This is a genomic window from Mesorhizobium sp. 1M-11 (genome assembly GCF_001303895.1).
GTDB lineage: Bacteria > Pseudomonadota > Alphaproteobacteria > Rhizobiales > Rhizobiaceae > Mesorhizobium.
On the sequence record NZ_LJSD01000038.1, the window covers coordinates 1 to 26171 of the forward strand.

The 26171-nt window shown below is 64.3% G+C and carries 25 protein-coding genes and 1 pseudogene; 15 read left to right on the forward strand and 11 right to left on the reverse strand.

Going from position 1 to position 26171, the window contains the following annotated elements; translation table 11 throughout:
* Nucleotides 1–69: 69 nt before the first annotated feature.
* The 3 genes from AO692_RS17005 (at nucleotide 70) to AO692_RS17015 (ending at nucleotide 3965) form a co-directional block, all read left to right on the forward strand.
* Nucleotides 70–1032 (forward strand): ATP-binding cassette domain-containing protein, encoded by a 963-nt coding sequence (locus AO692_RS17005; RefSeq protein ID WP_054311245.1) that lies wholly within the window; start codon nucleotides 70–72, stop codon nucleotides 1030–1032.
* A gap of 9 nt (nucleotides 1033–1041) precedes the next feature.
* On the forward strand, nucleotides 1042–2547 hold the full coding sequence (locus tag AO692_RS17010) for a M81 family metallopeptidase (RefSeq protein ID WP_054311246.1): 1506 nt from the start codon (nucleotides 1042–1044) through the stop codon (nucleotides 2545–2547).
* Nucleotides 2548–2774: 227 nt separating this feature from the next.
* Entirely contained in the window at nucleotides 2775–3965 is a 1191-nt protein-coding gene (locus tag AO692_RS17015) for an alpha-hydroxy acid oxidase (RefSeq protein WP_054311247.1), read from the forward strand.
* Nucleotides 3966–4021: 56 nt separating this feature from the next.
* Here the strand turns inward: AO692_RS17015 and AO692_RS17020 are convergent, their stop codons facing one another.
* Together AO692_RS17020 and AO692_RS17025 are read right to left on the reverse strand one after the other, a co-directional pair.
* Entirely contained in the window at nucleotides 4022–4831 is an 810-nt protein-coding gene (locus AO692_RS17020) for a DUF2182 domain-containing protein (protein ID WP_054311248.1), read from the reverse strand.
* A 66-nt stretch (nucleotides 4832–4897) separates the two neighbouring features.
* A complete protein-coding gene (locus tag AO692_RS17025; protein ID WP_054311249.1) occupies nucleotides 4898–5536 on the reverse strand; it encodes a DUF1326 domain-containing protein in 639 nt (212 codons plus the stop codon).
* Nucleotides 5537–5719: 183 nt separating this feature from the next.
* On the opposite strand from AO692_RS17025, the pseudogene AO692_RS32820 reads away from it, so the two are divergent.
* Nucleotides 5720–5814: pseudogene (locus AO692_RS32820) on the forward strand (FAD-binding protein); the annotation flags it as partial.
* Between the two features lie 33 nt (nucleotides 5815–5847).
* On the opposite strand, the gene AO692_RS17030 reads toward AO692_RS32820, so the two are convergent.
* Complete coding sequence (locus tag AO692_RS17030; protein ID WP_054311250.1) at nucleotides 5848–6954, reverse strand: ionic transporter; 1107 nt, start codon at nucleotides 6952–6954, stop codon at nucleotides 5848–5850.
* 161 nt (nucleotides 6955–7115) lie between these two features.
* Nucleotides 7116–7751, reverse strand: a complete 636-nt coding sequence (locus AO692_RS17035) for a TetR/AcrR family transcriptional regulator (protein WP_054311251.1) — start codon at nucleotides 7749–7751, stop codon at nucleotides 7116–7118.
* Between the two features lie 368 nt (nucleotides 7752–8119).
* Between AO692_RS17035 and AO692_RS17040 the strand changes: the two genes are divergently transcribed.
* From AO692_RS17040 to AO692_RS17070, 7 genes are all read left to right on the forward strand, one after another.
* Complete coding sequence (locus AO692_RS17040) at nucleotides 8120–8989, forward strand: sugar phosphate isomerase/epimerase family protein (RefSeq protein WP_054311252.1); 870 nt, start codon at nucleotides 8120–8122, stop codon at nucleotides 8987–8989.
* Nucleotides 8990–9078: 89 nt separating this feature from the next.
* The gene (locus AO692_RS17045) at nucleotides 9079–10143 is read left to right on the forward strand and encodes an NAD(P)-dependent oxidoreductase (protein WP_244483385.1); all 1065 of its coding nucleotides are present in this window, start codon (nucleotides 9079–9081) and stop codon (nucleotides 10141–10143) included.
* A gap of 2 nt (nucleotides 10144–10145) precedes the next feature.
* A complete protein-coding gene (locus tag AO692_RS17050; protein WP_244483386.1) occupies nucleotides 10146–11210 on the forward strand; it encodes a dihydrodipicolinate synthase family protein in 1065 nt (354 codons plus the stop codon).
* Between the two features lie 4 nt (nucleotides 11211–11214).
* A complete protein-coding gene (locus AO692_RS17055; protein ID WP_054311255.1) occupies nucleotides 11215–11985 on the forward strand; it encodes an ABC transporter permease in 771 nt (256 codons plus the stop codon).
* A 50-nt stretch (nucleotides 11986–12035) separates the two neighbouring features.
* Nucleotides 12036–13034, forward strand: a complete 999-nt coding sequence (locus tag AO692_RS17060; protein WP_244483387.1) for an ABC transporter substrate-binding protein — start codon at nucleotides 12036–12038, stop codon at nucleotides 13032–13034.
* Between the two features lie 23 nt (nucleotides 13035–13057).
* Nucleotides 13058–13861 (forward strand): ABC transporter ATP-binding protein, encoded by an 804-nt coding sequence (locus AO692_RS17065; RefSeq protein WP_152979868.1) that lies wholly within the window; start codon nucleotides 13058–13060, stop codon nucleotides 13859–13861.
* Nucleotides 13858–15279 (forward strand): enolase C-terminal domain-like protein, encoded by a 1422-nt coding sequence (locus AO692_RS17070; protein WP_054311257.1) that lies wholly within the window; start codon nucleotides 13858–13860, stop codon nucleotides 15277–15279. Before AO692_RS17065 ends, AO692_RS17070 begins: the two co-directional genes overlap by 4 nt.
* A 165-nt stretch (nucleotides 15280–15444) precedes the next feature.
* On the opposite strand, the gene AO692_RS17075 is transcribed toward AO692_RS17070, so the two are convergent.
* Entirely contained in the window at nucleotides 15445–15933 is a 489-nt protein-coding gene (locus tag AO692_RS17075) for a tyrosine-protein phosphatase (RefSeq protein WP_244483388.1), read from the reverse strand.
* Nucleotides 15934–16342: 409 nt separating this feature from the next.
* Here AO692_RS17075 and AO692_RS17080 point away from each other — a divergent pair, with 409 nt between their 5' ends.
* Nucleotides 16343–16699: a DUF1801 domain-containing protein gene (locus AO692_RS17080; protein WP_054311258.1), complete on the forward strand. Its 357-nt coding sequence runs from the start codon at nucleotides 16343–16345 to the stop codon at nucleotides 16697–16699.
* 172 nt (nucleotides 16700–16871) lie between these two features.
* Here AO692_RS17080 and AO692_RS17085 read toward each other — a convergent pair whose 3' ends face one another.
* Together AO692_RS17085 and AO692_RS17090 are read right to left on the reverse strand one after the other, a co-directional pair.
* Entirely contained in the window at nucleotides 16872–17846 is a 975-nt protein-coding gene (locus tag AO692_RS17085; protein WP_054311259.1) for a nucleoside hydrolase, read from the reverse strand.
* A 125-nt stretch (nucleotides 17847–17971) separates the two neighbouring features.
* Nucleotides 17972–19168, reverse strand: a complete 1197-nt coding sequence (locus AO692_RS17090; RefSeq protein WP_054311333.1) for an MFS transporter — start codon at nucleotides 19166–19168, stop codon at nucleotides 17972–17974.
* Nucleotides 19169–19692: 524 nt separating this feature from the next.
* On the opposite strand from AO692_RS17090, the gene AO692_RS17095 reads away from it, so the two are divergent.
* Nucleotides 19693–20376: a class I SAM-dependent methyltransferase gene (locus AO692_RS17095; RefSeq protein WP_054311260.1), complete on the forward strand. Its 684-nt coding sequence runs from the start codon at nucleotides 19693–19695 to the stop codon at nucleotides 20374–20376.
* Here AO692_RS17095 and AO692_RS17100 read toward each other — a convergent pair.
* Genes AO692_RS17100 through AO692_RS17115 form a run of 4 tightly spaced genes read right to left on the reverse strand, consistent with a single transcriptional unit; the run spans nucleotide 20360 to nucleotide 24179 of the window.
* Complete coding sequence (locus AO692_RS17100; protein WP_054311261.1) at nucleotides 20360–21154, reverse strand: ABC transporter ATP-binding protein; 795 nt, start codon at nucleotides 21152–21154, stop codon at nucleotides 20360–20362. The genes AO692_RS17095 and AO692_RS17100 overlap by 17 nt on opposite strands.
* A 7-nt stretch (nucleotides 21155–21161) precedes the next feature.
* Complete coding sequence (locus tag AO692_RS17105; protein WP_054311262.1) at nucleotides 21162–22196, reverse strand: iron ABC transporter permease; 1035 nt, start codon at nucleotides 22194–22196, stop codon at nucleotides 21162–21164.
* On the reverse strand, nucleotides 22193–23197 hold the full coding sequence (locus AO692_RS17110; RefSeq protein ID WP_054311263.1) for an iron ABC transporter permease: 1005 nt from the start codon (nucleotides 23195–23197) through the stop codon (nucleotides 22193–22195). The genes AO692_RS17105 and AO692_RS17110 overlap by 4 nt, the downstream gene beginning before the upstream one ends.
* Before the next feature lie 19 nt (nucleotides 23198–23216).
* Nucleotides 23217–24179, reverse strand: coding sequence for an ABC transporter substrate-binding protein (locus AO692_RS17115; protein ID WP_054311264.1), 963 nt, complete (start codon nucleotides 24177–24179; stop codon nucleotides 23217–23219).
* A gap of 379 nt (nucleotides 24180–24558) precedes the next feature.
* Between AO692_RS17115 and AO692_RS17120 the strand changes: the two genes are divergently transcribed.
* Nucleotides 24559–25407, forward strand: coding sequence for an ABC transporter permease (locus AO692_RS17120; protein ID WP_082407411.1), 849 nt, complete (start codon nucleotides 24559–24561; stop codon nucleotides 25405–25407).
* Nucleotides 25404–26168, forward strand: a complete 765-nt coding sequence (locus tag AO692_RS17125; RefSeq protein WP_054311265.1) for an ABC transporter ATP-binding protein — start codon at nucleotides 25404–25406, stop codon at nucleotides 26166–26168. The genes AO692_RS17120 and AO692_RS17125 overlap by 4 nt, the downstream gene beginning before the upstream one ends.
* The last annotated feature ends 3 nt before the right edge of the window (nucleotides 26169–26171 follow it).

A 26171-nucleotide genomic window follows, 5' to 3' on the forward strand; every position in this document is an offset into this window, starting at 1 on the left:
GAGGGAAGAACGCGGGCGCGACGCGCCGACGCTGACGACGCCGCGCGGCCTCCGTCTGGAGGCGAGCGCATGACCCGCCCCCTGCTGGAGATCCGCGACCTCGACGTCCACTTCCCGCTGCCGCGCCAGTCGCTTTTCGCGCCAAGGCGCAAGCTGCGCGCCGTGCAGGGCGTGAACCTGACCCTGAACGAAAAAGAGTGCCTGTCCATCGTCGGGGAATCCGGCTGCGGGAAATCCACCACGGCGCTGACCGTGATGGGGCTGCAGGAGCCAACCGCGGGAGAGATCCTGTTCCAGGGCAAGCCGTTGACGGGTCCCGGCGCTCCCGCCCGCAAGGATCGCGCGCGCATCGCCCAGATGGTCTTCCAGGACCCCTATGCGTCGCTCAATCCGCGCCAGACCATCGGCCGCATGCTGTCCTCGCAGCTTTCCCTGCATGGCATCGCCAAAGGCAGCGAGGCCAGTCACCGCGTCGCCGAGATGCTGACCCGCGTCGGCCTGACGCCGGATCACGCCGACCGTTATCCGCATGAGTTCTCGGGCGGACAGCGTCAGCGCATCGGCATCGCCCGCGCCCTGATGCTGGATCCGAAGATCCTGGTGCTGGACGAGCCGGTGTCGGCGCTGGACGTGTCCATCCAGGCGCAGATCATCAACCTCCTGATGGACCTGCAGGAGACGCTCGGCCTGAGCTACATCATGATCTCCCATGATCTCAGCGTGGTCGAACATGTCAGCGACCGGGTCGCCGTGATGTATTTCGGCCGCATCGTCGAGGAGGGTGACTGGCACTCGATCTTCAGCCGCCCGACGCACCCCTATACGCGCCGCCTGATCGGTTCGGTTCCCGACCCCGACGCGATCCTGGCGGGCGCACGCGGCCTGCCGGATGCTGCCCCTGTGCCCGATGCGGCGCGCTTTTCGCCCGACATATCGCGCCGTCCAGATCCCGACGAAGAACCCGAACCCAGCAAGCTTGTCGAGATCGGACGGAGCCACCGTGTCCGCCTCGCACATCAGAGCATTCCATAGAAAGTTTCGATGACCTTCACCGTCCTCACCTGCGAATTCATGCACGAGAGCAACACGTTCTCGCGCTACCAGACCGGCCTACCGCAATTCCAGGTGGATACGCTGTTCCATGGCGACGAGGCGATCCGCGCCCGGCGCAACGCCAACACCGAACTCGCCGGTTTCATGGATGTCGCCGAACCTGCCGGCTGGAATGTCGTCCACGCGATCTCGGCCCACGCCGTGCCCGGCGGGCAGGTGACGAAGGCGGCCTACGATCACATCGCCGGCACCATCCTGGAGGCCGCGCGCTCGAACCGGCTCGACGGTGTCCTCCTCGGTCTTCACGGGTCGATGGTGCCCGACTTCTGCGACGACGGGGAAGGGTATCTCCTGGGTCTCCTGCGGGCCGAACTGGGCGGGGATATTCCCATCGCCGTGACGCTCGACCTGCATGCGATGGTGTCGGAGGACATGGTCCGCCATGCGCAGATCTTCGTTTCCTACAAGACCTATCCGCATGTGGACATGCGTGAAACCGGCGCCCATGCCGCCCGCATCCTCGACCGCGCGATGAAAGGCGAAATCGCGCCGCGGACCATCAGGGTGCATGTGCCGATGCTGGACGAGGCGAATTCCGGCCGCACCGACATTCCCGAGACGCGCGCACTTTATGAGCGGGCCCGCGATGCCGAGACCGGAGGGCTGCTTGCGGTCTCGGTCAACGCCGGTTTCACGGGAGCAGATGTCTCCTGTGTCGGTGCCACCGTGCTTGCGACCTATGACAGCCGCGATCCCGGCGCCGAGGATGCCGCCAGGCAGGTGACGGAGGACCTGGCGGACAGGATCTGGCAGGGGCGCACGAAGAAGCGCAACGTCTTCATCGAGGTGGATGAAGCGGCGGCCGAGGCGCTCTCCTGGCGCGGCGACAGACCGCTCGTCATCGCCGACTATGCCGACAACCCCGGCGCAGGCGCCTATGGCGACGCGACGGCGCTGCTCAAGGGTTTGCTCGATGCGGGCGTGAGAGGCGCCGTGTTCGCGCCGATGGTCGATCCGCAGGCGGCGCGGGAGTTGCACCGCAGCAGGCAGGGCGAGACCGTGACGGTCACGATCGGCGGCAAAGGCGATCCGGATTTCGGCGGCGGCCCGCTGACGGTGACAGGCGTGCTGCGCAAGCTTTCGGATGGAGCCTATGTCGGCGATGGGCCGATCCAGGGCGGGCTTGCCCATAGTTTCGGGCCGACCGCCGTCATCGATGTCGACGGGATCGAAGTGCTGGTCGTCTCGGAGGCGCAGCAGATGGTCGACCTCCAGCAGTTGCGCGCCTTCGGGATCGAACCGACGGCGCGCAAGGTGCTGGCGCTGAAATCGATGCAGCATTTCCGTGCGGCCTTCGAGCCGATCGCCGGCAAGGTCATCGTCTGCGATGCGGGTGCGCTGGCAACGCCACGGGCGGAGCGGCGTCGCTACAGCCGCGCCCCGCGCCCGCTCTGGCCGCTCGACAGGGATTTCGAGCGCGTCCCTGCCGCCTGATCCGATACGCTCTATTCCGATAGGGAGGACTAGTCTGATAGGGAGAGCCCGGCGTGGACAATCGCGGCTTCGATGTCGCGCTGGTCATCCTGTTCGGCATCCTTTTGAGGTCAGCGAGGATTGGAGCGTTTCCGTTTTTTAACGGAAACGCTCCAATCCTTTGTTTTTTCGCAATTCCGGACGGAAAACCGTTACACACTTTTCCTGGAATTGCTTGAGGGCAGGGGATGACATCTTCCATGGATCGCCGGTTGCGCAAGGTGCTGTCGCTCGACGATTTCGAACCCCTGGCGCGACGGCACCTGCCGGGACCCCTGTTCGGCTATATCGCCGGAGCAGCCGAGACCAACGCCTCGCTCCGGCTCAATGCCGGGTCGTTCCAGGACTATGTGTTCAAGCCGCGCGTCCTCCGTGACGTCTCCGCACGCACGGCCGCGACGGAGCTGTTCGGCGAAACCTATGCCGCACCGTTCGGCATAGCCCCCATGGGCATCAGCGCCTTGATGGCCTACCGGGGCGATATCGTGCTGGCGAAGGCTGCCGAGGAAGCCGGCATTCCGATGATCATGAGCGGCTCGTCGCTGATCCGGCTCGAAGAGGTGGCAAGCATCGCTCCGCGCAGCTGGTTCCAGGCCTATCTGCCGGGTGAGCCCGAGCGGATCGATGCGCTTGTCGACCGGGTCATCGCCGCCGGTTTCAGGACGCTGCTCCTGACCGTCGATACCGCGACGCTGCCAAACCGCGAGAACAACATCCGGGCTGGCTTCTCGACGCCGCTCAGGCCGAGCCTCGCTCTTCTCTGGCAAGGCCTGTCGCACCCCAGCTGGACCGCCGGCACGTTCCTCAGGACGATCGCCAGGCATGGCATCCCGCACTTCGAGAACTCCTACGCGACGCGCGGCGCCCCGATCGTTTCGTCAACCGTGACGCGCGATTTCGGCAAGCGCGATCACCTCGACTGGACACATCTCGAGCGGATCAGGAAACGGTTCCCCGGCAGGCTGATCGTCAAGGGCATCCTGCATGAAGACGATGCCGACCGCGCCGTGGCAACCGGCGCCGACGGCATCATCGTTTCCAATCACGGCGGCCGGCAGCTCGACGGCGCAACCGCTCCGCTCCATGCCTTGCCCGACATCGTCGCACGCGTCGGAGACAAGACGTCGGTGATGCTCGACGGCGGCATCCGGCGCGGCACGGACATCCTGAAGGCGCTCGCGCTCGGCGCCCGGTTCGTATTCGTCGGCCGGCCGTTCCTCTACGCGGCAGCGGTGGCTGGAGAGTCCGGCGTGGCCAGGGCGATCGAAATTCTCGAGAAAGAACTGCTCCAGGACATGGCGCTGCTGGGTATCTGCGGCGTTCGCGACATACAGCAGGATCATGTCCGGCCAGCATGGGGCAGAAGGAACCACCTGTAGCGGGATCGGCGCTTCCTGGTTCCCCGCCCCACGGTTCCGACCGTTAAGGGGTGCCCCTAATTGCTTATCCAGGGCATCTCGATCGCCCCGAGGGACACGATGATCCCGAGCCCAACGAGCGCAATGCCCAAGGCACTTTCGAACCAGCGGCCGTGCGGCAGTAGCTTCTCGACAAAGACGACCAACGTCAGAAGCAGCATCCAGGCGACGCTCATGACGCCGGCCGCAACCAGCACGGTAAACAGCGCCCAGCAGCATCCAAGGCAATAGACGCCATGGCGCAGCCCCATCTCAAGCGCGCCAATCCGGCCGTCGCGCCAATGCCGTGCAACGAACGCGAGCGGCGAACGGCAATGGCTCAGGCAAATGTGCTTGAGCCTCGTGAATTGGTAAAGCCCGGCGATGCCAAGCGTGGCCCCAAGCGCGAGCGGCGCCCATTTCGACCGCTGAGGCGGATCAAGGCTCGCGGCCACCTCGCTGCCTAGCTGGACCACGACGTACACCAGAAGGCCTGCCGCCGCCCAGACAAGGATGTAGCCCGCAACGAAGATCCATGTCGGGATGGCAACGTGTTGCGCGCGTCTCGCCTGTGCCGTCGCGAACATGAAGATCATCGGCGTGGCAGCTGGCAGCATCATGGCCGCCATCATCACAGTCCACACGGTGAGAAAGGCGACGGCGCTTGTAACGGACCAGCCATTGGCGGCGATTCCGGCCATGGCCATGCCAGTCATCCCATCCATACCCACCATCCCGCCCCGCACGGTGATGCCCATGGGCATGTCCATGCTGATCGTTTGGTAGATGGTGAGCGCCCATGCCGCCGCTGTTAGCGCAGCCAGTGCTCCAAGGAGGCCCAGCGGCATGCCCCGGAGATCCCGAGTGAAATGCCGCCATTTCTTAGGGAGCACATCAGGCAACGGCTCGCTACCCTAGTTCGGCCCGCTCCAGTCGAACGGAATGTGCTTGCTGGAGCGGGCTGTTCCTGTCCAGTCGAGCCCGAAGCCTTTGGTGCTTACTTCTACTGAGCGCCCCCAGGTGGCAACCTGGCCCGGGCCAACCTCTGAGCCCGGCGGGTTGATCGTCTGGACCCGCTTGCCGGGCGGTGTGGTTGGACCGGAAAGTGCTTCAGCATGCCCAACGACGCGGTCAGGAATTTCGACGCGCCAGGTGGCAAGGTCGTCCGCCACCTCAAAACTGATCGGCACAAACTCCATGCCACGCATCTCGCCGATATTGGCCGCAAAGCCCGCCGGCCAGCCGCCGGCCTGGCCGCCGAAGATCGTCTGCAGGGCTTCGCGCTGCCGCTCGTCCGCCTTCTCGTCGATATACATACCCATTACGGCCTTGGCTTCGCCGGCCCAGAGATTGCCTTCGAACTCGCCGAGTGCCACCAGCGTCAAGCCGTCCAGCTTCACGTCGCCATATTGGCCCTCGTGCACGTGCCAGGCGAGCACGCCTTGGCAGTGATTGCCAGTTGGCCGCTGTGCGAACTCGCATGGGCAAGGGATGTCGCAACTGCAGATATCGAACCAGTCGCCTGCTAGACGCCATTGAGGTACGGCATTCATGGCTGTCCCTCCAAAAAATTCAGAGGCGGATAATACGCCCATGCCGGCTCGCAATCCAGCTGTTCTTGGTTGCCCCACGCCTCCGTGCGGTGTTTGGCCGTTGGTGATGGATCAAAGCTCCCGAAGTCAGCTTTGCGCCGTCATTTCGGCCGTCGAAGACGACCTTCTATGTTCCCGAGAGCGGACTGGCAGGTCGGCCAGACCGGCAGGCGGTGGCGCCCGCTCTCTATATCGCCTGCGACATCTCCGGTGCCATCCAGCATCTCGCCGGTATGAAGGCTGCAAGGTCATCGCCGACAGCCTCGCCGGCTTCAAGGTGCTACGATGAGAAGCAGATAGGCAAAGAACACCACCAGATGCACGAGACCGGTCAGCACCGTCGTTCGTCCGGTTCCGAAGCTGACGATGCTGGTGCCCAGTGCAACCACAAGCAAAACCGTATCTCCCGAACTCAAACCGAGTGTCAACGAACGCCCCGTCAGAAGACCTGCGGCGGCGACAACAGGAATGGTCAAGCCGATGGTTGCGCAGGCTGAGCCCAGGGCAATATTTAGGCTGCGCTGCAATTCGTTCCGGAGCGCCGCCTTGATGGCAGCAACCGATTCCGGCATCAAGACGAGTGTGGCGATGAACGCGCCGACTACCGCGTCCGACTGCTCGATGCCAAGGCTCACGAGGCCATCTTCCAGGCCGGCGGCTGCCTCTTCCGCCAGCAGGACTATCCCGACAAGACCTATCACAAGAAGGGCAGAGCCGACCGCCGCGCCTTTGCCATGAGCAAGCGGCCGTTCTGCTGTCGAGTGATCCAGATCCTCCACGAAATCTTCTCGATGGCGCTTCATCTGTGCCAGCACAAAGCTGCCGTACAAGAGAATCGAAAGGATGCTGACAAATTCCATTTGCGTGGGGGAGAAAGTGCCTGGGTCGCTGGCGAGCGTGAAATTCGGCAAGACGAGAGTAAAGCCGGTCAAGGCGATCAGCATAGCCAGAAAGGCGCTCGTCCCTTGCCTTTTGAGATCCTGATGGCGATGGCGCCAACCGCCAAGCGTGATACAGACGCCGACCACGCCGGCACAAACGATCATCACAGTGGAGAAAACGGACTCCCGGGCGAGCGTGGGATTGTTTGCGCCATGAAGCATCATCGAGACGATCAAGGATGCCTCGATTGTGGTTACTGACAGCGTTAGAACAAGGGTGCCGTATGGTTCGCCGGCATAGTGCGCGACGGTCTCGGCATGGCGCAGGACGACGAAGACCGTTGCGACGAGGAGGCCGATGGCCATTGCTATGAGCGTCATCCTGAATGGCAAACTGGTATCCTCCATTGGAAATTCACCAAAGGAGGCTGCGAGCGGCACAAGCAGGGCGAAAACGGGAAGTCCGACGTTGACGGCAGTTTTGCGATCAAGGTTCATCGTGAACTAATCTTCCGGCCGGGCTCAGCTGAAGCGACTCATCGGATTGCCTGCGTGCGCATATTGTGCCGGAGCGGGCTGAGGTGTCGAGAAGGAGTCGGTCTTGCGCCCACACACAGTCGCCGCAGCCTTGAGCGTGGCGGCCGATCAAGCCACCGGTATCAGGGGCGCAGGCCCGCCAGCGTCAGCGCGACAATATGATCGCGATAGACGGCCAATGCCTCGGGTGTGGAAAGATCGCGCCCGAAAATGGCAGACATGGTGATGCCGTTGGCGAAGTAGAAAAATGTCATGCCGGCAATCGAGATGTAGAGGTTGAGCGGATCGATGCCCTTGCGGAAAACGCCTTGTGCCTCGCCTTCACGCAGGGTCGCCCCGATCATCTCGATCAGCGGCGAATTGGTGCGCTGAAAGGCCTCCGATTCCCGGACGTGGGGGCCACCAAGGGCGTTCTCGTCAGCCAGCATGCGGATGAACTCCCGATGCTGCGCCAGATAGCTGAGCGAGAAATCGATGAGCCGCACGATGGCGTCCTGCGGTGGCAGCGACCGCAGGTCCAGGTCCTTTTCACGCAGGCGTATCTCTGAATAGGCTTCCTCGAGCGTGACCCGGTAGAGGTCGTCCTTGCTGCCGAAATAATAATAGACGAGCTGCTTGTTGAGACCGGAGCGTGCGGCAATGCTGTCGACGCGCGCGCCGTTGAAGCCCTTTTCGGCGAATTCCACGCGTGCAGCGGCCAGAATTATGTCGCGGGCGTTTCCCGCCTTATGAGCGGCGCGGGTTTGAGTTTTCGCCATTCACGGTCCGTGTTGCCAGCTCTGTTGATCTGCCGGACCTGCTCCGGCCTTCGCCAGGCGATCCGCCCTTCCCGGGCCCCTGTGGGCCCGCCTCCTTGGCAGGCTGAACTGGTATCCCTGCTCACCTTCAGCGCGTTTGATAGTGGGCGAGGCAGGGCCTGTCTAGGTCATCTGCACGGCCATACGGGCGAACCGACACCCGCTCATCGGCAACTGACAACAGAGCCACAAATCCCACCCCATCCAGATGCCGACAACGTGACAGCGCCGGACAGCTTGTCTGTCACCGATCCCAAAATCAACCAAATAGTTGAAATCGTTCCCGGCAGCGGTCTAACCTCAGGGCCACAGCCGGAGGCCCACTGATCATGATTCCCGCCATCGTTACCGACGAATTGTCGGATTCGCCCGAGACCGCTTTCGAGCTTGGCCTTGAATGGGGCGTAGGCCATTTCGAACTGCGCGGCATGCACGATGCCCGCGTGCCGCGCCTGAGCCCGTCGCAGAGGCGGCGGCTGTTGCGGGCGATCCGCGAATTCGACGTACGCATCAGCGCCATATCTCCCGGGCTCTTCAAGATTCCCCTGCCGCCGGAATCCGCGCAAAGTTCCAATCTTGCGTGGATGGACCGCGAGTTTCACGACGCATGGGCCGGCGCCGAAGCATTGCTGCGCGACCATGTCGAAAGACTTCTGCCGGAATCGCTGGAATTCGCCGTGGCCGCCGGGGCGCGGCACCTGATCGCCTTCAGTTTTCATCGCGGCGGGCAGCCTTCAGGACCAGCACCCGGGCGGGTTGCGGACTTGCTCGCCCATGCGGCCGAACTGGCGCAGAGCGCGAATGTGTCGCTGATCATCGAGAATGAGGAGAGCCACTGGGCCAATACGGGGGCGCTTTCGGCGGCTCTGATCGCGGCCACCGGCGCCCCGATCGGTCTCAACTGGGACCCCGCCAACGCGCTGATCGACGGAGATATACCGTGGCCGGACGGTTATGCCGCCTGCCGCCATCTCGTCCGCGGCGTCCATTTCAAGGATGCCCGCGTTCACGCCGACAATTCGTGGGAGTTGCTGGCCGACGGGGATGTCGACTGGGCCGGGCAGGTGAGGGCGCTGGAGGAGGATGACTACACGGGCTGCGTAACCATGGAGCCGCATCTGTGGCCATCCATAGCCTCGGTCCGGAACGCGCTTTCCAAGTTCAAGTCATTGATAAGTATGCAAAATAATCCCGGGTAAAAAATCCGGCATAAATTCAACCAAATAGTTGAATTCCTTTTTCGCTGCGGCTAGTGTCATCGGCAAGAAAGAACATGAGGGAGCCGATCTTGCATCAGACAGTCGCCAATGATTCCGGTCTGGCCGCCGCCGCGCTGCCCGAACGCTTCGGTTCCGTGGATGAACTCGAAGAGTACATGACCCGGCCTACACCCGCTCTCGTGCGGGATCTGGCCTCGGTGGACGGCGACATCGTCATCCTCGGCGTTGCCGGCAAGATGGGCCCGACGCTTGCGCGCATGGCAAAGCGTGCCGCGCCCGAAAAGCGGGTGATCGGCGTTGCCCGGTTCAGCGAGCCGGAGCTGCGGGCGCAGCTTGAATCCTGGGACGTCGAGACCATCAAGGCCGACCTTCTGGATGAAGCTCAGGTCGAGGCGCTCCCCAAGGTGCGCAATGTGATCTTCATGGCCGGCATGAAGTTCGGCGCTTCGGGCAATCAGGCGCTGACCTGGGCGATGAACACCCATGCGCCGGCGCTGGTTGCCAATGCCTATCGTGACTCGCGCATCGTCGCCTTCTCGACCGGTAACATCTATCCCCTGATGGATGTGCTGCAGCAGGGCGCTCTGGAGACGACGCCGCCCGAGCCCCGGGGCGAATATGCCATGTCCTGCCTCGGCCGCGAGCGGATGTTCGAGCATTTTTCGCGCGTCCACGGCACGCCCGGCAGGCTGTTCCGGCTGAACTATGCCATCGATCTGCGCTACGGTGTCCTCTACGATCTCGCCAGCCGCATCAAGGCCGGCACCCAGCTCGACCTGTCCCTGATGGGGCATGTCAATGTCGTCTGGCAGGGCGATGCCAACGCGCAGGCGCTGCGCTGCCTTGCCCATTGCACGGATGTCACCAGTCCAATCAACGTTTCGGGCCCGGAAACCCTTTCGGTTCGTTGGCTGGTCCAGGAACTGGCGTCGCGTCTCGATGTCGAGCCGCGCCTGTTCGGTTCCGAGGCAACCACCGCCTGGCTTACCAACACCGCGCAGGCCAACAGGCTGTTCGGCTACCCATCGGTGCCGCTGACGGCGATGCTGGACTGGACCGCCGACTGGGTTGCCCGCGGCGAAGTCGCCTACAACAAGCCCACCAAGTTCGAAGCCCGGAGCGGAGCGTTCTGAGCATGACCGGGAAAGCCACCCCTCGGGCCCGGCAGGCCGCGATGGACCTTCTGCGCGAAGGGACCGTCATTCCCGCGCATCCCCTGGCGCTCAATGCCGATCGTCAGCTCGATGAGCGTCGCCAGCGGGCGTTGACGCGCTATTACCTTGATGCGGGCTCCGGTGGTCTGGCGGTCGGTGTGCACACCACCCAGTTCGCCATTCGCGAGGTCGGGCTCTATGACCGGGTGCTGTCGCTTGCCGCCGAAGCCGCCGCAAGCTGGACCGACCGCACGCTGGTCATGGTCGCTGGCCTTGCCGGCCCCACCGCGCAGGCGGTCAGGGAGGCGAAGACGGCCATGTCTCTCGGCTACCATGCCGGTCTGCTCAGCCTTGCCGCCCTCAAGGGCCAGAGCGAGGATGCGCTGATCGCACATTGCGAGCAGGTCGCGGCCGAGATTCCGCTGATCGGCTTCTATCTGCAGCCGGCCGTAGGCGGGCTGCACCTGTCGGCCGAATTCTGGGCGCGCTTTGCAGCCATCCCCAATGTGGTGGCGATCAAGGTTGCTCCATTCAACCGCTATCGCACCGTCGATGTGGTGCGCGGTATCGTCAGTGCCGGGGCTGAGAACAAGGTCACGCTCTATACCGGCAATGACGACCACATCATTCTCGATCTGGTCACACCGTTCACCGTGATGCGAGACGGCCAGCCCGTCACCCTGCGCTTCAAGGGCGGGCTGCTCGGCCACTGGTCGGTGTGGACGAAGGGTGCGGTCGAGATCTTCGAGCGCTGCCGCGCGGAAGCGGCGAAGGATGCGGTTTCCGCCGAAATGCTTGCGCTCGACTCCCGCGTGACCGACTGCAACAGCGCCTTCTTCGATGTCGTCAACGATTTTCACGGCTGCATTGCGGGTTGCCACGAAATCCTGCGCCGGCAGGGCCTGCTGGAGGGGATCTGGTGTCTCGATCCGGAGGAGGGGCTTTCGCCGGGCCAGGCGGAAGAACTGACCCGTGTCAGCCGCCTGCACGCCGACCTCGCGGATGACGATTTCGTCCGCGCCAATCTCCCGCGCTGGCTGGACTGACCCGATGGCGAAATTGCGCGGAAAATTTCTGGAACTGGTGCCCGCCGTCGTTCTCTTCGTCGCGATCATGGCCATATGGCAGGCGGCTGTAAGCTGGGGCGGGGTCAAGCCCTATCTGCTTCCAAGTCCGCGTTCGGTGCTGGACGCCATGCTCGACACCTCGATTGACTGGTGGGGCCACATATGGGCCACCGGCCTCGCCATCGTGGGCGCTTTCGTGCTGGCGGCGGCGAGCGGCGTTCTGCTGGGCACGATGATTGCGTGGTCGCCGGTGCTTTCGCGGGCGCTGATGCCGTTCCTGGTGTTTCTCAACACCCTTCCCAAAGTGGCCATTGCGCCGCTGTTCCTGATCTGGGTCGGCTACGGCATTCTTCCCAACATATTGATGGGCGCCCTGATCGGCTTCTTCCCGGTTGTCATCAACACGGCAGTGGGGCTCTCGCAGATCGACCATGACATGATCGATCTCGGACGCGTCTTCAGCGCGCCGAAGTGGAAGGTGTTCGCCAAGATTCGCATTCCGAATGCCTATCCCTACATCCTGTCGGCGCTGAAGGTCACGGCGACGTCCGCTGTCGTCGGCGCCATCGTGGGCGAATTCGTCGCCTCGCAGACCGGGCTCGGCTATGTCATCGTGACCAGCCAGAGCAGCATGAACACCGCGCTGGCTTTCGCCGCGCTCATCTATATCTCGATCATCGGTCTGCTGCTGTTCGCGGTCGTCGGCCTGATGTCGCGTTATCTGGCTCCGTGGGCCGAGGGGACCGACGCCTGAGCCTGAATCATCGTCACCATCCGATAACTGAAAAAAAGGGAGCGAACGGGATGAAGACTGCACTGATGATCACAACGGCCATGGTAGCCGCGCTCGCGGCAGCACCGGCCATGGCCAACGAAAAGTTCACCTTCGCGCTGAACTGGTTTCCGGTTGGCGATCACGCCGCCTACTGGGTGGCGAAGGAGAAGGGCTACTTCGCCGAGAAGGGCCTCGACGTGGTGATCGAGAACTCCAAGGGCTCCGGCGATTCCATCGCCAAGGTCGATACCGGCCGGGCCGATGCCGGCCTTGCCGACGCAGCGGTCGTCATCGGCTCACGCGGCCGAGGAACCACCGTGAAGGTTGTCGGCGTCATCTTCGACCGCACGCCGATGAACTTCTTTTCCAAAACCTCCGCTCCGATCACCAAGCCCTCCGACCTTCCCGGCAAGACGGTTGGCGCCCCTCCCGGCGACAGCCAGCGCCTGATGTGGCCGGCATTCGCCAACGCAAACGGCCTCGATCCCAACGTCATCAAATGGGTGAACATCGAGCCTTCGGCCAAATATGTAGCGCTCGCCGAAGGGCGCGCCGATGCGGTGTCGGACTACACGACCGGGCTGCCGCTGGCGGAAAAGGCCGTCGGCAAGGGCAATGCCGCGACGCTGAACTGGGCCGACTACAATTTCCAGCTCTACGCCATGTCGATAATGACCAGCGAAGCCACCATCAAGGACAGGCCCGAGGCGCTTCGCGGTTTTCTGGAGGCTGCGTACAAGGGCTGGCAGGACGTCATGAAAGATCCTGAAGGCGCGATGGAAATCTACAAGAAGGCCGTACCCGAGATCGATGTCGTGGCGCTGCGCGAAAACATGGATCTCGGTTTCGAACTCATGAAGACCCGGACCTTCAAGGAAAAGGGTATCGGAGCCATCGACAAGGAAAAGATGTGCGGATCGGTCGACCTCGTGAACACCTATATGGGACTGTCCACGAAGATAGATTGTGCGGACGCCTATGACGACACTTTCCTGACCAGGATAGAGCTTCCCTTCGACGTTCAATGACCTCTGAAGACAGGCTAGACAGCGTGGACAACATTTCCATCCTGCTCGACGGGGTCTCGATGACCTACGGCACCGCTTCGGGGCCGGTCGAAGCGTTGCGTGACATCAATCTGGCGGTCCGGCAGGGCGAGTTCATCTCGCTCGTCGGCCCGTCCGGTTGCGGAAAATCCACCCTGCTGCGCGTGGTCGCCGGCCTGCGTGAGCGCAGCGCCGGCACGGTCACGGTGGATGGCCAGAAGGTGATGCGGCCGATCCCCAATGTGGGCATGGTGTTTCAGGCGGCTGTGCTGCTGAAATGGCGCACCATCCTCGACAATGTTCTGTTGCCGGCAGAACTGGCGGGCCTGAACCCGCGCAACTACCGCCAGCGCGCCATGGAACTGCTCGAACTCACCGGGCTCCGGGAATTCGCCAACAAACTGCCGCGTGAACTTTCCGGCGGCATGCAGCAGCGCGCCGCGATCTGTCGTGGCCTGCTTCTGGATCCCAAGCTGCTGCTCATGGACGAACCCTTCGGAGCCCTCGACGCCATGACGCGCGACGAGATGAACCTGGAACTGCTGCGCATCTGGGGCGAGGCCTCGGGTGCGCGCAAGACCGTCCTGTTCGTGACCCACTCCATTCCCGAAGCCGTGTTCCTGTCGGATCGCGTGGTGATCATGTCGCCGCGTCCGGGACGGATCGACACCGTGCTCGATATCGATCTGCCACGACCGCGCACCGTCGAAAGCCGTATCACGCCGGAATTCGGCGCCCTGTCGCTGAAGATCTACGACATGCTCACCGGCCGGCAGAGCGGCGACGCCCCTCGTTTCGTGCCGGCATGACCTTGCGGCTCAGGGTCGTCGACGTCTGCTGTTACGAGCGGCCCTACCGCATGCGCATCCCGTTCCGTTTTGGCGTGAAAACCGCGACGGGCGGAAGGCAGGCCGTGGTCTCGGTCCGCATTCGTCAGGAAAGCGGGCAGGAGGCCACGGGCTGGGCAGCCGAGGCGCTGAGCGCCAAATGGTTCGACAAGAACCCTTCGCTCACCGATGAGCAGAGCCACCACCAGCTGCGCCGCTCCATCGAGCTGGCCGCGCAGGCCCGTCTTGCCTCCGGTCCGCAAACCGCTTACCGCCTCTTTGAAACCAGCTATTCCGAGCTGAACGACGCATGTGCCGCGCAGGCGCTCAATCCACTGATCGCGAGCTTCGGGATGGCGATGCTCGATCGCGCCATTCTCGATGCCCTGTGCCGGGCGCAGGGCGTTGGTTTCGCACAGGCCATGTCCATCAATCTGGCAGGCATGCGCACCGGGCCGCTCGTACCCGAACTGGACGGCTTCGATCTGGATGCCTTCCTTGCTTCCCGTCGCCCCGCGCCGGATATCGACATCCGCCACACCGTGGGGCTGGTCGATCCTCTGGTGCCCGGCGATCAGGAAAGCCGCGTGAACGACGGCTTGCCGGAGACGCTGTCGGAGGTCATCGCGACCTATGGCTGCCGTTACTACAAGATCAAGATCGGCGGCGATGCGGAAGCGGATCTGGAGCGTCTCGGCCGGATTGCCTCGCTGCTGGACAAAAGCGGCGTCGACTACCGCGTGACCCTCGATGGCAACGAACAGTTCGCCGATGGCGACGCCATTGCGGCGTTTTTTGCCCGGGTGGAAGCCGACCCGGCGCTTCGCCGGTTCAGCAAGGCGCTGCTGTGTCTCGAACAGCCGGTGCGGCGCGACCGGGCCCTGGAAGAGCCGGTGCATCGCCTCGCTGCCCGAATTCCGGTGATGATCGATGAGTCGGATGGCGGTCTGGATGCATTCCCGACCGCGCGCTCGCTGGGCTATACGGGCGTGTCGTCGAAGACCTGCAAGGGCCTCTACAAATCGATACTGAACGCAGCGCGGGCGCAAGTCTGGAATGGCGACGGTGCGGCGCGCTGTTTTCTCTCGGCCGAGGATCTGACCTGCGAGCCGGGCATCTCCTTGCAGCAGGATCTTGCCCTCGTCAGTTGGCTGGGGCTCACCCATGTCGAGAAGAATGCCCACCATTTCATCGATGGCTTCGCCAATCGTCCCCACGGCGAAGCGACGGCCTTCCTTGCCGCACATGGCGACCTCTATCATCTCCAGAATGGTGTGGTTCGGCTGAAGCTTGAAGGTGGCAAGGTCGCAACGGGTTCGCTACGCGCTCCCGGATTCGCAACGGCATTGTCGCCGGACATTGCCGGACTGGAGCCTATGCCTTCCGCCGACTGGAGCTGAGGGGCCGGATTTGCCGGAGCGCGCGGCGTCGCGATCCTGAACCTTCGGTCCCGTTCCGCTCACAACGCTTTGCTCTCGGTATCCGCAGTCATCGCCTGCAGGCCGGCATCCAGCCCAATCTTGGACGATTGGCTCCGATTGCCGACATCCGGATGTGAGCTGTGGCTAGCTCTTGATGCCGAAGACGGGTTCCAGTGCTTCCCAGCTCTTGTCCATTGCGTAGGTGGATGACAGTACCGGGATGCCAAGGTGCCCATAGATTGGCCAAAGCTGTCTTTCAGCGTCCTCCTCGTCCATGCCTGCCACCTGGCTCGCATAGATGACCGACACCAGGCCGGATCGATCTGCCCCAGCTTTGCAGTGGATCAGAATTGGAGTCTGAGCGGATTTGAGGAGGGCTACCAGTTCCTTGGCTCGGGAAACCTCAAATTCATGGCTTGCCGACATTTGAAAATCGATCATCGTCAGGCCCATGGCCTTGGCGACGCGCTTCTCATCTTCGTACCATCGTGCGCCGGGGGCCGCCCCTCGCAGATTGATGAGCGTCTTTAAGCCATACTGTTTGGCGTAGACTTCAAGGTTTCCCGCACTCGGCTGCGCCGAACGATAGAGCTTGCCCGGAACCACAGTGTGGAAATTCCCGGTCAGCTGCAAAGCTCCCAATCCACCGAGGCAGAGCAGAACGGCAGAGCTGAACCCGATGAGAGCGTTTCGTATGTATCGGCGCAATTTCAATTCGATGATCCCAATCGTGCATCTTCATCAATTCCAGACTTTGGCGAATTTGCGTCAGCATTCGAAAATGCGCTTTCGGATATTCAAGACAAGGCCGCCCTCCAAAAGTGTTCTGGCCGAGCATGGTGGGGCGGAACGACGAAAGCTGGGTGATGTGCAGGGCTTCGCAATTTCGGGGTCAACCTGACACGCCTGCCGCCGGGTATTGCCTCGGCGGAGCGGCATTGAGACTGCCCTGGGGTGGAGTTCGGACCGACGACTCTCGGATGGACCCGTTGCAGACACTTCTCCGCTTGCGCGAATACATCCGATTGCCGATGATAAATACATGACCGTGTTTGCCGACCACGATGCCTACATCGCTGCGGCTCCAGAAGCGCTCCAGCCACTGCTGGCGTTCGTACGCGCTCGGCTGGCGCAAACGCTCCCTGATGCGGAAGAGATCATCCGGTACGACATGCCAGGGTTCGGTTCAGCGGGTTTAATCATCGCCGGCTATGCGGCATTCAGCAAACAGTGTGGTCTGTACGTCAGCAAGGGCGCGATCAGCGCATATTCGGACGACATTGCCGCAGCCGGGCTCAAAGCGTCGAAAACTGGCGTCACATTCTCGCCGAGCAAGCCCATTCCGGACGAACTCATCGCTGCACTCGCCCTTGCGTCGCGAAAGGAGCTAGGGGTGTGAATGCCGATGCGCGGTGTCTGCCAGAAGGGGCGTGGAGTTGATATTGCTGCGCGACCGCGAACGGCAGGAATGACGTCGACTGCTGAATAGCAGCTCTCCGACGATTATGTCCTTCAGCGGATTTTCCGCTTTCGGCCCCCGAAGCGGACGCTTCACGCAGAGTCCGCGCCGGTCACCCCTTGCCGCTGCTCAGCCTCTCGACGGCATCGACGATCATGTCGGCGAATTTCGGCCAGTCGAGCTGCATCGCCACGGTGTGGCGGAAGTTGACCTGCTCGCTGGCGGTGCCGCCGAAATGGTGCATGCCGCCCATCTTCTCGAAGTTGCAGACGGTCATGCCCTTGGTCCACCGGCCGGCGATCTCGACGCGGATGTCGGCTTTTTCGGTGGTGAAGACGGTCGGGTCGATCAGGGCCGCGACGCAGCAGGCGTCATGGACGGCAGGATGCGCGATCTGCAGCAGGCCGCCATGCGTCGTCGCGATGAATTTCCAGATGTCGAGGATGAACCGGCTGATCGGGCCGCCCACGGCGCGCACCCTGTCCTGCAGTTCCGGGGTGGCCAGCGCCTGGTGGGTGAGGTCGAGCCCCACCATGGTGACGTCCCAGCCGGCGCGGAACACCACATCGGCGGCTTCCGGGTCGCCATAGATGTTGAACTCGGCTGCGGGCGTGATGTTGCCGCGCGTATAGCTGCCGCCCATCGCGACGACCCGCTTCACCCGCTCGACGATGCGCGGCTCCTTGCGGGCGGCGAGCCCGATGTTGGTGTAGGGCCCGACCGGCACCAGCGTCACCGTCCTCGGCTCATGCGCCATCACCGTATCGATGATGAAATCCACGGCATGGCGCCTGTCGAGCTCGAAGGAGGCGGGCGGCAGCACCGGCCCGTCGAGCCCGGTCTCGCCGTGGATCTCGATGGCCAGGACCTGCTCGCTGAGCATCGGGCCGGGCGATCCCTTCGCCACCGGCACCTTGATGCCGTAAGCGGTGCACACGGAAAGCGCGTTGCGCGTGGTGTTCTCGACATTGTGGTTGCCCGACACCGTCGTGATGCCGAGCAGGTCGATGTTCGGGTTGCCGGCCGCAAGCAGGATGGCGATGGCGTCGTCGTGCCCCGGGTCGCAGTCCAGGATGATCTTTTCCATGGGTGTCCTCCTCCCGGTTGAGCCCGATTACAGACTGCGGCACTGCGGCGCCGTCAAGCGCCGCGCAGGCAAGCCAAGGGGACGGCGCGCTGCGCGGCATCCGCGACGATCTTCAGGCTACGCTGCTATCTGCGCTTGGCGTCCCACAGGGTGATCAGCCACAGCACCAGCCCGGCCAGCGAAAGCGCGCAGCCGACGTAACCGGCGGAAGGGAAGCCGTAGCCGGCGGTGATGGCGAGGCCGGCGAGCCAGGGGCCGAGCGCGTTGGCGACGTTGAAGGCGCTGTGGTTGGCGGCGGCGGCCAGCGTCTGCGCGTCGCGTGCCACATCCATCAGATAGGTCTGCAGCACGATGGCAAGGCCCGTGGTGCAGCCGACGAGGAAGACCACGAGCGAGATCGACCACAGCGAGCCGGCAGCATAGGGGAAGGCGAAGAGGGCGACGGCGCTCGCGACGATCAGCACGGTCGCTGTCGGCTTCAGCGCCTTGTCCGCGGCCCAGGCCGAAACCAGGTTGCCCAGCGTCATGCCGACGCCGAACAGGCCGATCACCAGCGGCACCACGCGCGGATCGACTTCGGTGACTTCGAGCAATGTCGAGGCGGTGTAGGAATAGACCGCGAAAAGTCCGCCGAAGCCGATGGTGGCGGTCGCCAGCGTCAACAGAACCTGCCGGTTGCGGAAGGCGCCGAGTTCCCGCAGCGGGCTGGCGCTGTCGTCCGGCCTGTCGCGCGGCGCGAACAGGGCGACCATGACGAAGGTGGCGAGTGCCAGCAGGCCGGTCAGCGCGAAGCCCGCCTGCCAGCCGAAGGCCTGGCCGAGATAGGTCGCCGCCGGCACGCCGACGATCGTCGCCACCGTCAGGCCGAGCATCACGCGGGCGATCGCGCTGGTGCGCTCCTTCGGGCCGACCAGCGATGCCGCGACGAGCGCGGCGACGCCGAAATAGGCGCCGTGCGGCAGGCCGCTCAGGAAGCGGAAGACGAGCAGCCATTGATAATCCGGCGCCAAGGCGGTCAGGCAGTTGGTGACCCCGTAGGCGGCCATCAGGGCCATCAGCAGGGTGCGGCGCGGCACGCGGGCCGACAGCACGGCGATGATCGGCGCGCCGACGACCACCCCCAGCGCATAGGCGCTGATCGCATGCGCGGCCTTCGGCTCGTCGATGCCGAGCCCGGCCGCGATGTAGGGCAGCAGGCTCATCGCCGCGAATTCGGTCGAGCCGATGGCGAAGCCGCCGATGGCGAGCGCCAGCATCACCAGCCAGGGCTGCACGGCCGGCTCGCCTTCGAGGATTGCTGCGTCTGTCTGGGAGGTGGACATGAGGCCGTTCCTGCGCTGCGTCGCGCTGATATGCTGCGCTGCAATATCGGCTTGCGCAGGCCAGGGCAATGCTGCCAGCGCCCCGGAGCGCATGGTGCAGCGCGCCGTCCGCGGCGCCACACCTGCCGCACCTTCTCGCCGTCCGCACCAGGGCATATGGCGCAAGACCCCCTCTCCGTCTCGGCTTCGCCGAGCCACCTCTCCCCCGCTTTGCGGAGGCGAGGAACCGCAGTTGCGATGCCGGCGCTTCTCCAGCTTGGGTTCCTCGCCCCCATGAAATGGGGGAGAGGTGGCTTGCCCACGGCGGCTTTGCCGCCGCTAGGGCAAGACGGAGAGGGGGTCTTGCGCCATTTGCGACTGCGCTGCCGTAGACGGGGAGAAGTGCCAGGCAGGGCGCTGAGGGGCAGCGCCAATGAGCGTGCCTCGCAAGTGGGAGAAGGAGGCGCCAACCGATTTTTGCCTATCCACATCGCTCTGGCCACCCTATGAGAACGGCCTGGTGAATCGCATCGGAGGGACCGCGGATGAGCGACCGGAAGACCATAACCACCTGGTATGTCGACCCTGACGCGGAAGACCGCATGGCGGACGGCCATGCGCCGATCTGGCGCCATCTCATCGACATGATGGTCGAACGCGACCTGTCGGAAAAAAGCGTTCTGGATTTCGGCTGCAACCAGGGCGGCCTGCTGCGCCATCTCCACGCGATGCGGCCGTTCCGCAAGGCGCTCGGTATCGACATCGCCGAACAGTCGATCGCCAGGGCCGAGGCCCTGAAGGGAAATCTTCCCGTCCAGCACGCCGTCGGCGCAAGTCTCGAGGGCTGGGTCGAGGAGTTCGACCTGGCGATAAGCCACGAGGTCATCTACCTCGTCGAGGACATCGACGCCCACGCCGCGGACATCTTCAAGGCCCTGAAGCCTGGCGGCGTCTACTACGCCGTCACCGGCTGCCACACCGACAATCCGCTCTGGCCGAAATGGCGCGAGCTGGTGGCGAAGCGCACCAACACCGTCGTGCAGGACCGCTCGATTTCCGACTACGGACGGACGTTCGCCAAGGCGGGTTTCGACGTCTCCGGCCGGAAGCTGGAATATGACGGGTTCATACCCTTCGTCGAGGATGGCTGGACGCCCGATTTCGCCGACGCGCTGACCTACTACACCCAGACGAAGATCGTGTTCCGCCTCGTCAAGCCGCGCCGGTAATCCGGGCAAGCTCGACGTCGAAATGCGGCGGCTTGTCGGGGGCGACCTCGACGAACCGTCCTTTCACCCGGAAGGTCTTTTCGATCAGGCCGCTTTCGGCGAGCGCCCTCGGCTCGCCGTCGAAGCGCAGCTCGCCCTTTTCGAGCAGGGAGATGCGGTCGCTGACGGCGATCGCCTGGTTGATGTCGTGGATCGCCATGACGATCGTCACGCCTTTCTCCCGGCTGAGGCGGTGGACGAGGTCCAGCACCTCGACCTGATAGCCGATATCCAGGAACGAGGTCGGTTCGTCGAGCAAGAGGATGCCCGCCTCCTGCGCAAGTGCCGCGGAGATCCAGGCGCGCTGGCGTTCGCCGCCGGAGAGCTCCTGCAGCGTCCGGTCCGCCAGGCTCGTCAGGCCCGTGCTTTCGAGCGCCCATTCGATGGCCTCCTCATCCCGGCGCGCATAGGAGCGGAACAGCCCGACATGAGGGAAGCGGCCCTGCCGCACCAGTTGCGCGATCGTCATCTCGTCGGGCGCGGCGGGTTGCTGCGGCAGGAAGGCGAGCTTCCTGGCGATGGCGCGTCGCGACATCGACGCGACCGCGACACCCTCGATCGCCGCCTGTCCGCCGGCGGGCGCGATCAGGCCGGCAAGCGCTTGCAGGGCCGTGCTCTTGCCGGAACCGTTCGGGCCGATCAGCGCCCGGATCTCGCCCTTCTGCAGGGACAGCTCAAAACCGTCCAGCGCAAGGCGGGGACCGTAACGAACCGACAATTGCGAGCAGGTCAGAGGCATGGCGATCTCAGGGCGTTTTGCGGAGCAGGGCGAGCAGCACCGGCACGCCGGCCAATGCCGTTATCACGCCGATCGGCACTTCCTCGGCGCCGCCGGCGAGGCGGCCGGCGAGATCGCCCAGCGTGACGATCACGGCGCCGAGGGCAACCGTCATCGGAAGGATCAGCGCGAAATGCCGCCCGGCCAGGAACCGCGCCAGATGCGGCACGACCAGCCCGACGAAGACGATGGGGCCGACGACGCCGACGGCGCTTGCCGCCAGCGCGCAGGAGACCAGCAGCAGCACGGAAAACTGCCGGCGATACGAAAGGCCGAACGAGCGGGCGACGGGCGCATCGAACTGCAGCAGCACCAGCGGGCGATAGATCAGGGGCAGCACGGCGAGGCCAGCCACGGTGAACGGCAGCAGGAACAGCGCATGATCCCATGTGCGCGCATAGAGGCTGCCGGAAATCCATTCGAGGATGATCTCGATGCGCGCCGATCCCCAGCCGGCGATCAAGCCGATGGCGATGGCGTGGAGAACGGCGCCGATGGCGATGCCGCACAGCGTGATGCGAAGCGGGCTGAGCTCGAGCCGGAAGGCAAGCAGGTAGATGATGCCCCCGGCTGCCATTCCGCCCACCATTCCGGCCAGCGGCAGCCAGGCCACGGGAAGCTCGGCCACGGTGTTCGAGCCCGGGTCGAAGATATAGACGGTGAAAAGGAGGAACAGCGTCACCGTCAGCGTCGCGCCCTGCGAAACCCCGATCAGCGACGGGTCGGCGAGCGGATTGCGCGTGATCGTCTGCAGGATCAGGCCGGCGACCGCCAGCTGGATTCCGGCCAGCATGCCCGTGACGATGCGCGGCAGCCTGATCTCGAAGATGATGGAATGCGCTTCCGGCGAGCCGGCTCCGGTCAGCACCGAGACGACGTCGGCGGCGGGAACGTCCACCACGCCGAGGAACACCGCAGCAAGCAGCGAAAGCAGAACCGACGCGGCCGCGGCCGGCAGCAGCCAGGCGTTCGATCTGCGCGGTATCCGGGAGGCCGCCGTCATGGCTGCTGCGCCTTGAAGTCGAGCCGGCCGCGCTGGATGAGGTAGATGAAGACCGGTCCGCCCAGCAGCGCCGTGATGATGCCGACGGGCAGCTCCTTCGGGATCGCGACGGTGCGGCCGGCCAGGTCGGCGCAGGTGACGATCAGCGCGCCGATGGCTGCCGTCAGCGCAATCTCCCAGGCTGCTCCTTTCGGGCCCAGCAGCCGGGCCATGTGCGGAGCCGCAAGGCCGACAAAGGCGACGGGACCGGCGATCGGGGCGACGCCGGCCACGGGCAGGATGGCGAGGATGAGCAGCACGGGCTTCCAGACGTTGAGCTGAAGCCCCATGCCTGCGGCGGCATGATCGCTCAGCGCGAACATGGCCACCACCCTGTGCAGCGCCAGCGCGCCGGCCACGCCGAGCGCGACCCATGGCAGCATGTGGACGAGCTGCGCCCAGCTTCGGCCCTGGAAGCCGCCCGACAGCCAGAACAGCAGGGCGGTGGATTGCGGGCCGGCCAAGAGCAGCACGTAGATCGTGATCGCGCCGAGGAACAGCGACACGCTGATGCCGCCGAGCGCCAGATGCAGCGGACGTCTATTGCCGCCGCGCGCCACCCAGAAGGTCACCGCCGAGGCGGCAAGCCCGCCGGCGAGGCCAACGAAGGGATAGGAGGCAGACGACAGCCAGGGCAGGAAGACGAAGCAGGCCACGATCGGGGCGATGGCTCCGGCGGTGGCGCCCGTGATGCCCGGATCGGCGAGCGGATTGCGGGTCAGCGCCTGCAGCAGATAGCCCGAGACGGCGAGGCCGGCCCCCGCGACGGCGGCCGCCAGGCTTCGCGGCAGCCTGAGCGTCCAGACCAGGATGGACTCGATCCTGCCGTCGGGCGCCCACAGCACGCGCAGCACATCGTGGAGGGACAAAATCCTGGCGCCGGGCATCAGGCCGAACAAGATGACAGACAGGGTCGCGGCGAGGATCAACGCAATGGCTATGACTGATTTCCGTGCGTCCATCGTCGTGCGGATCGGCTGGTTACTTCTGGGCCTCGGCCGGGATGATCCTGGCAGCTTCCGCCTTCACGTCGACCGCCGGGAACGCGTCGGGATAGAGATAGTGGGCGGCTTCGCGCAGCACGATCTCGCGGGCGATCGGGCCGTTCGTTTCCACCCATTGATCGCCGACATAGAAGACCCGCTTGTTCTTCACCGCCGAGAGCTCCTGCCAGATCGGATTGTTCTCATGCGGCCGGTCGGGACCGGAATCGTAGATGAAGAGGACTTCCGGATCCTTCTCCAGCATGGTTTCGAGGCTGAGATCGATGCCGAACTCGCCGCCGGGCGTCATCTTGCCGGCGATGTTGTCGCCGCCGATCGCCGCGACGATGGATGCCGCCGTGTTCTCGGTGTGGAAGGCGAAGGGCGTCTCGCCGCCCCACATGATCGCGAAACGCGGATGCACGTCTTTCGGCGCCCTAGCGGTGAAGTCGGCCAGGTGCTCGCGGAAGTCCTTGTTCAACTGGATGCCGCGCTCGGGCTTGCCGAGGATCTTCGACAGCTCGGCGATCTCGCGGTCGCTGCCGTCCAGCAGCTCCATATTGTAGGCGACGTAAGGCGCGATCTTCTCCAGCTGCGGCGCATTGCCGACCGTGTAGCGGCGGATCGCGACGATCAGGTCGGGCTTGGCTTGCGAAAGCAGCTCGAGGTTCGGTTTGGCGCGCTGGCCGATCTGCTTCATGTCCCTGGTCAGACCGAGCAGGAATTCGGGCTCGCGTCCGGCCGTCATGTAGGTGCTCGCCACGGGCTTGATGCCGAGGGCGAGCGCGACATCGTCCGCGAAATAGGAGATCGAGGCGATGCGTTTCGGCTGTGCCGGAACCTCCACCGTGACCCCGCGATCGTCCGTTATCGTGAGGGCGCTCTCGGCACCGGCGGGGCCGGCCGTCATCAGCGCGGCCAATAGGCCGAAGAGAGTCGCTATTCCACGTGCGTTCGCCATCGCGATGCCCTCTGCATGAACACTGACATCGCTTTAGTCATTAAAGCGGAGCCAAACAATCCACTTTTCACGCATCCGCGCTGTTAAATCGGAAACCGGCTTCCGCCGGGGAGCCGGCCGCAACCGCCATGGCTATCCCGCGGCGACTGGCTTTGGCGGCGGCGCTCGAGCCTGAGAACGCACCGCTGCTGACGTCGAGGATTTTTCTCGATTGGTGCTGGAATTGGAATTTGGTTCGTATCCAGCCAGTGCCGACCGTTTATTCTACTAATTCAGTAGACTAATCAAAACGGATCGGACGACGGGGCACTGGTGGGCAGACTCTGGCATTTCAATCTCAACGCCCAAGGCAAGCCATCGAAGGGCCGTCAGCCTGCCGATGACTGATGCTGTCGACAAAACCGCGCCGGCCCGGATCGTCGAGCAGCAGGAGCGTGTGCCCGGCTTGTTACGGAGTGTCGGGTGGCATCTGCTGCCCTGGCTTCTTCCCTTCGTGCTCCTGGTCCTGTGGCACTGGTCGGCAGTCAGCGGCCATCTGAACCGAAGCGTCCTGCCCGGCCCGCTGGACGTCGTCGACGTGGCGATCTCCCTGATCGAGCGCGGTCAATTGCAGCATCACCTGATCGTCAGCCTGCGGCGCGTCGCCGTCGGCTTCGGCCTGGGCGCGGTGACGGGGCTGGCGCTCGGCATCGTCGTCGGGCTGTCGACGACCGCCCGCCAGTTCGCCGATCTCACCATCCAGATGGTCCGCACGGTGCCGCATCTGGCGCTGGTGCCGCTCATGATCTTCTGGTTCGGTATCGGAGAGGAGCCCCGCGTCCTGCTGGTGGCGCTCGGCGTCGTGTTCTCCGTCTACATCAACACCGTTTCCGGCATCCGCAGCGTCGATCCGAAGCTCGTCGAGATGGGACGCAGCTACGGCCTTACGAAGCCGCAGCTGATCTGGTCGATCATCCTTCCGGGAGCGCTCCAGCAGATCCTGACGGGCATCCGGTATGCCCTGGGCGTCGCCTGGCTGACGCTGGTGGTTGCCGAGACCATCGCCTCCCGCGAAGGGCTCGGTTTCCTGGTCCAGGACGCGCGCGAACTGCTGCGCCTGGACGTGATCGTCCTGGTCATCCTCATCTATGCGGCGGCGGGCTGGCTCGCCGATCTGCTGACGCGCTCCATCGAAGCCAGGCTGCTTTCCTGGCATCCCTCCTACAGCTCGCGAGCCGCCCGATCATGAGCGGGGCGGCCGTAACGATCCGTCGCCTGGAACGCAGCTTCGGCGGCAACGCCGTCCTGAACGGCGTCGACCTCGATGTCGCGCCGGGCGAGTTCGTTTCACTGATCGGCGCGAGCGGTGTCGGCAAGTCGACCTTGCTGAAGATCGTCGCGGGGCTCGACGAAGCCACTGCGGGGATCCTTCGTGTCGATGCCGGCACAAAGCGACCCGAGGTGAGGATGATGTTCCAGGAGGACCGTCTGCTCCCGTGGCGGACCGTCCTCGGCAATGTCGTTCTGGGTACCAGGGGGCGTGAGGCTGACGGAGCGGAAATCCTTCACGCCGTGGGACTTGGGGAGCGCGGGGACGACTATCCGGCCGTGCTGTCGGGTGGACAGCGGCAGCGTGCCGCGCTGGCACGCGCCCTCCTGCATCAGCCGGATCTTCTGCTTCTGGACGAGCCCTTCGGTGCCCTGGACGCGCTGACGCGCGCGGCGATGCAGGAACTGCTGTCGTCCCTGCTCCGGCAATCGCCGCGCACGGTCCTTCTGGTCACGCACGATGTCGATGAAGCCCTGCTTCTGTCGGACCGCGTTATCGTCATGCGGGCAGGCAGGATCGCGCGGAGCCTCGCATTGCCGGGACCGCGGCCAAGACCGCGCGGCGACGCCGAACTCGCCCGTCTGAAAGAAGAACTCATCGGAAGCCTTCTGCACGACGAAGGCACGGCCGATACGGACAAGCCACGGCGCGTCAAGCGCGAACTTCAACCTCACACCTAGATC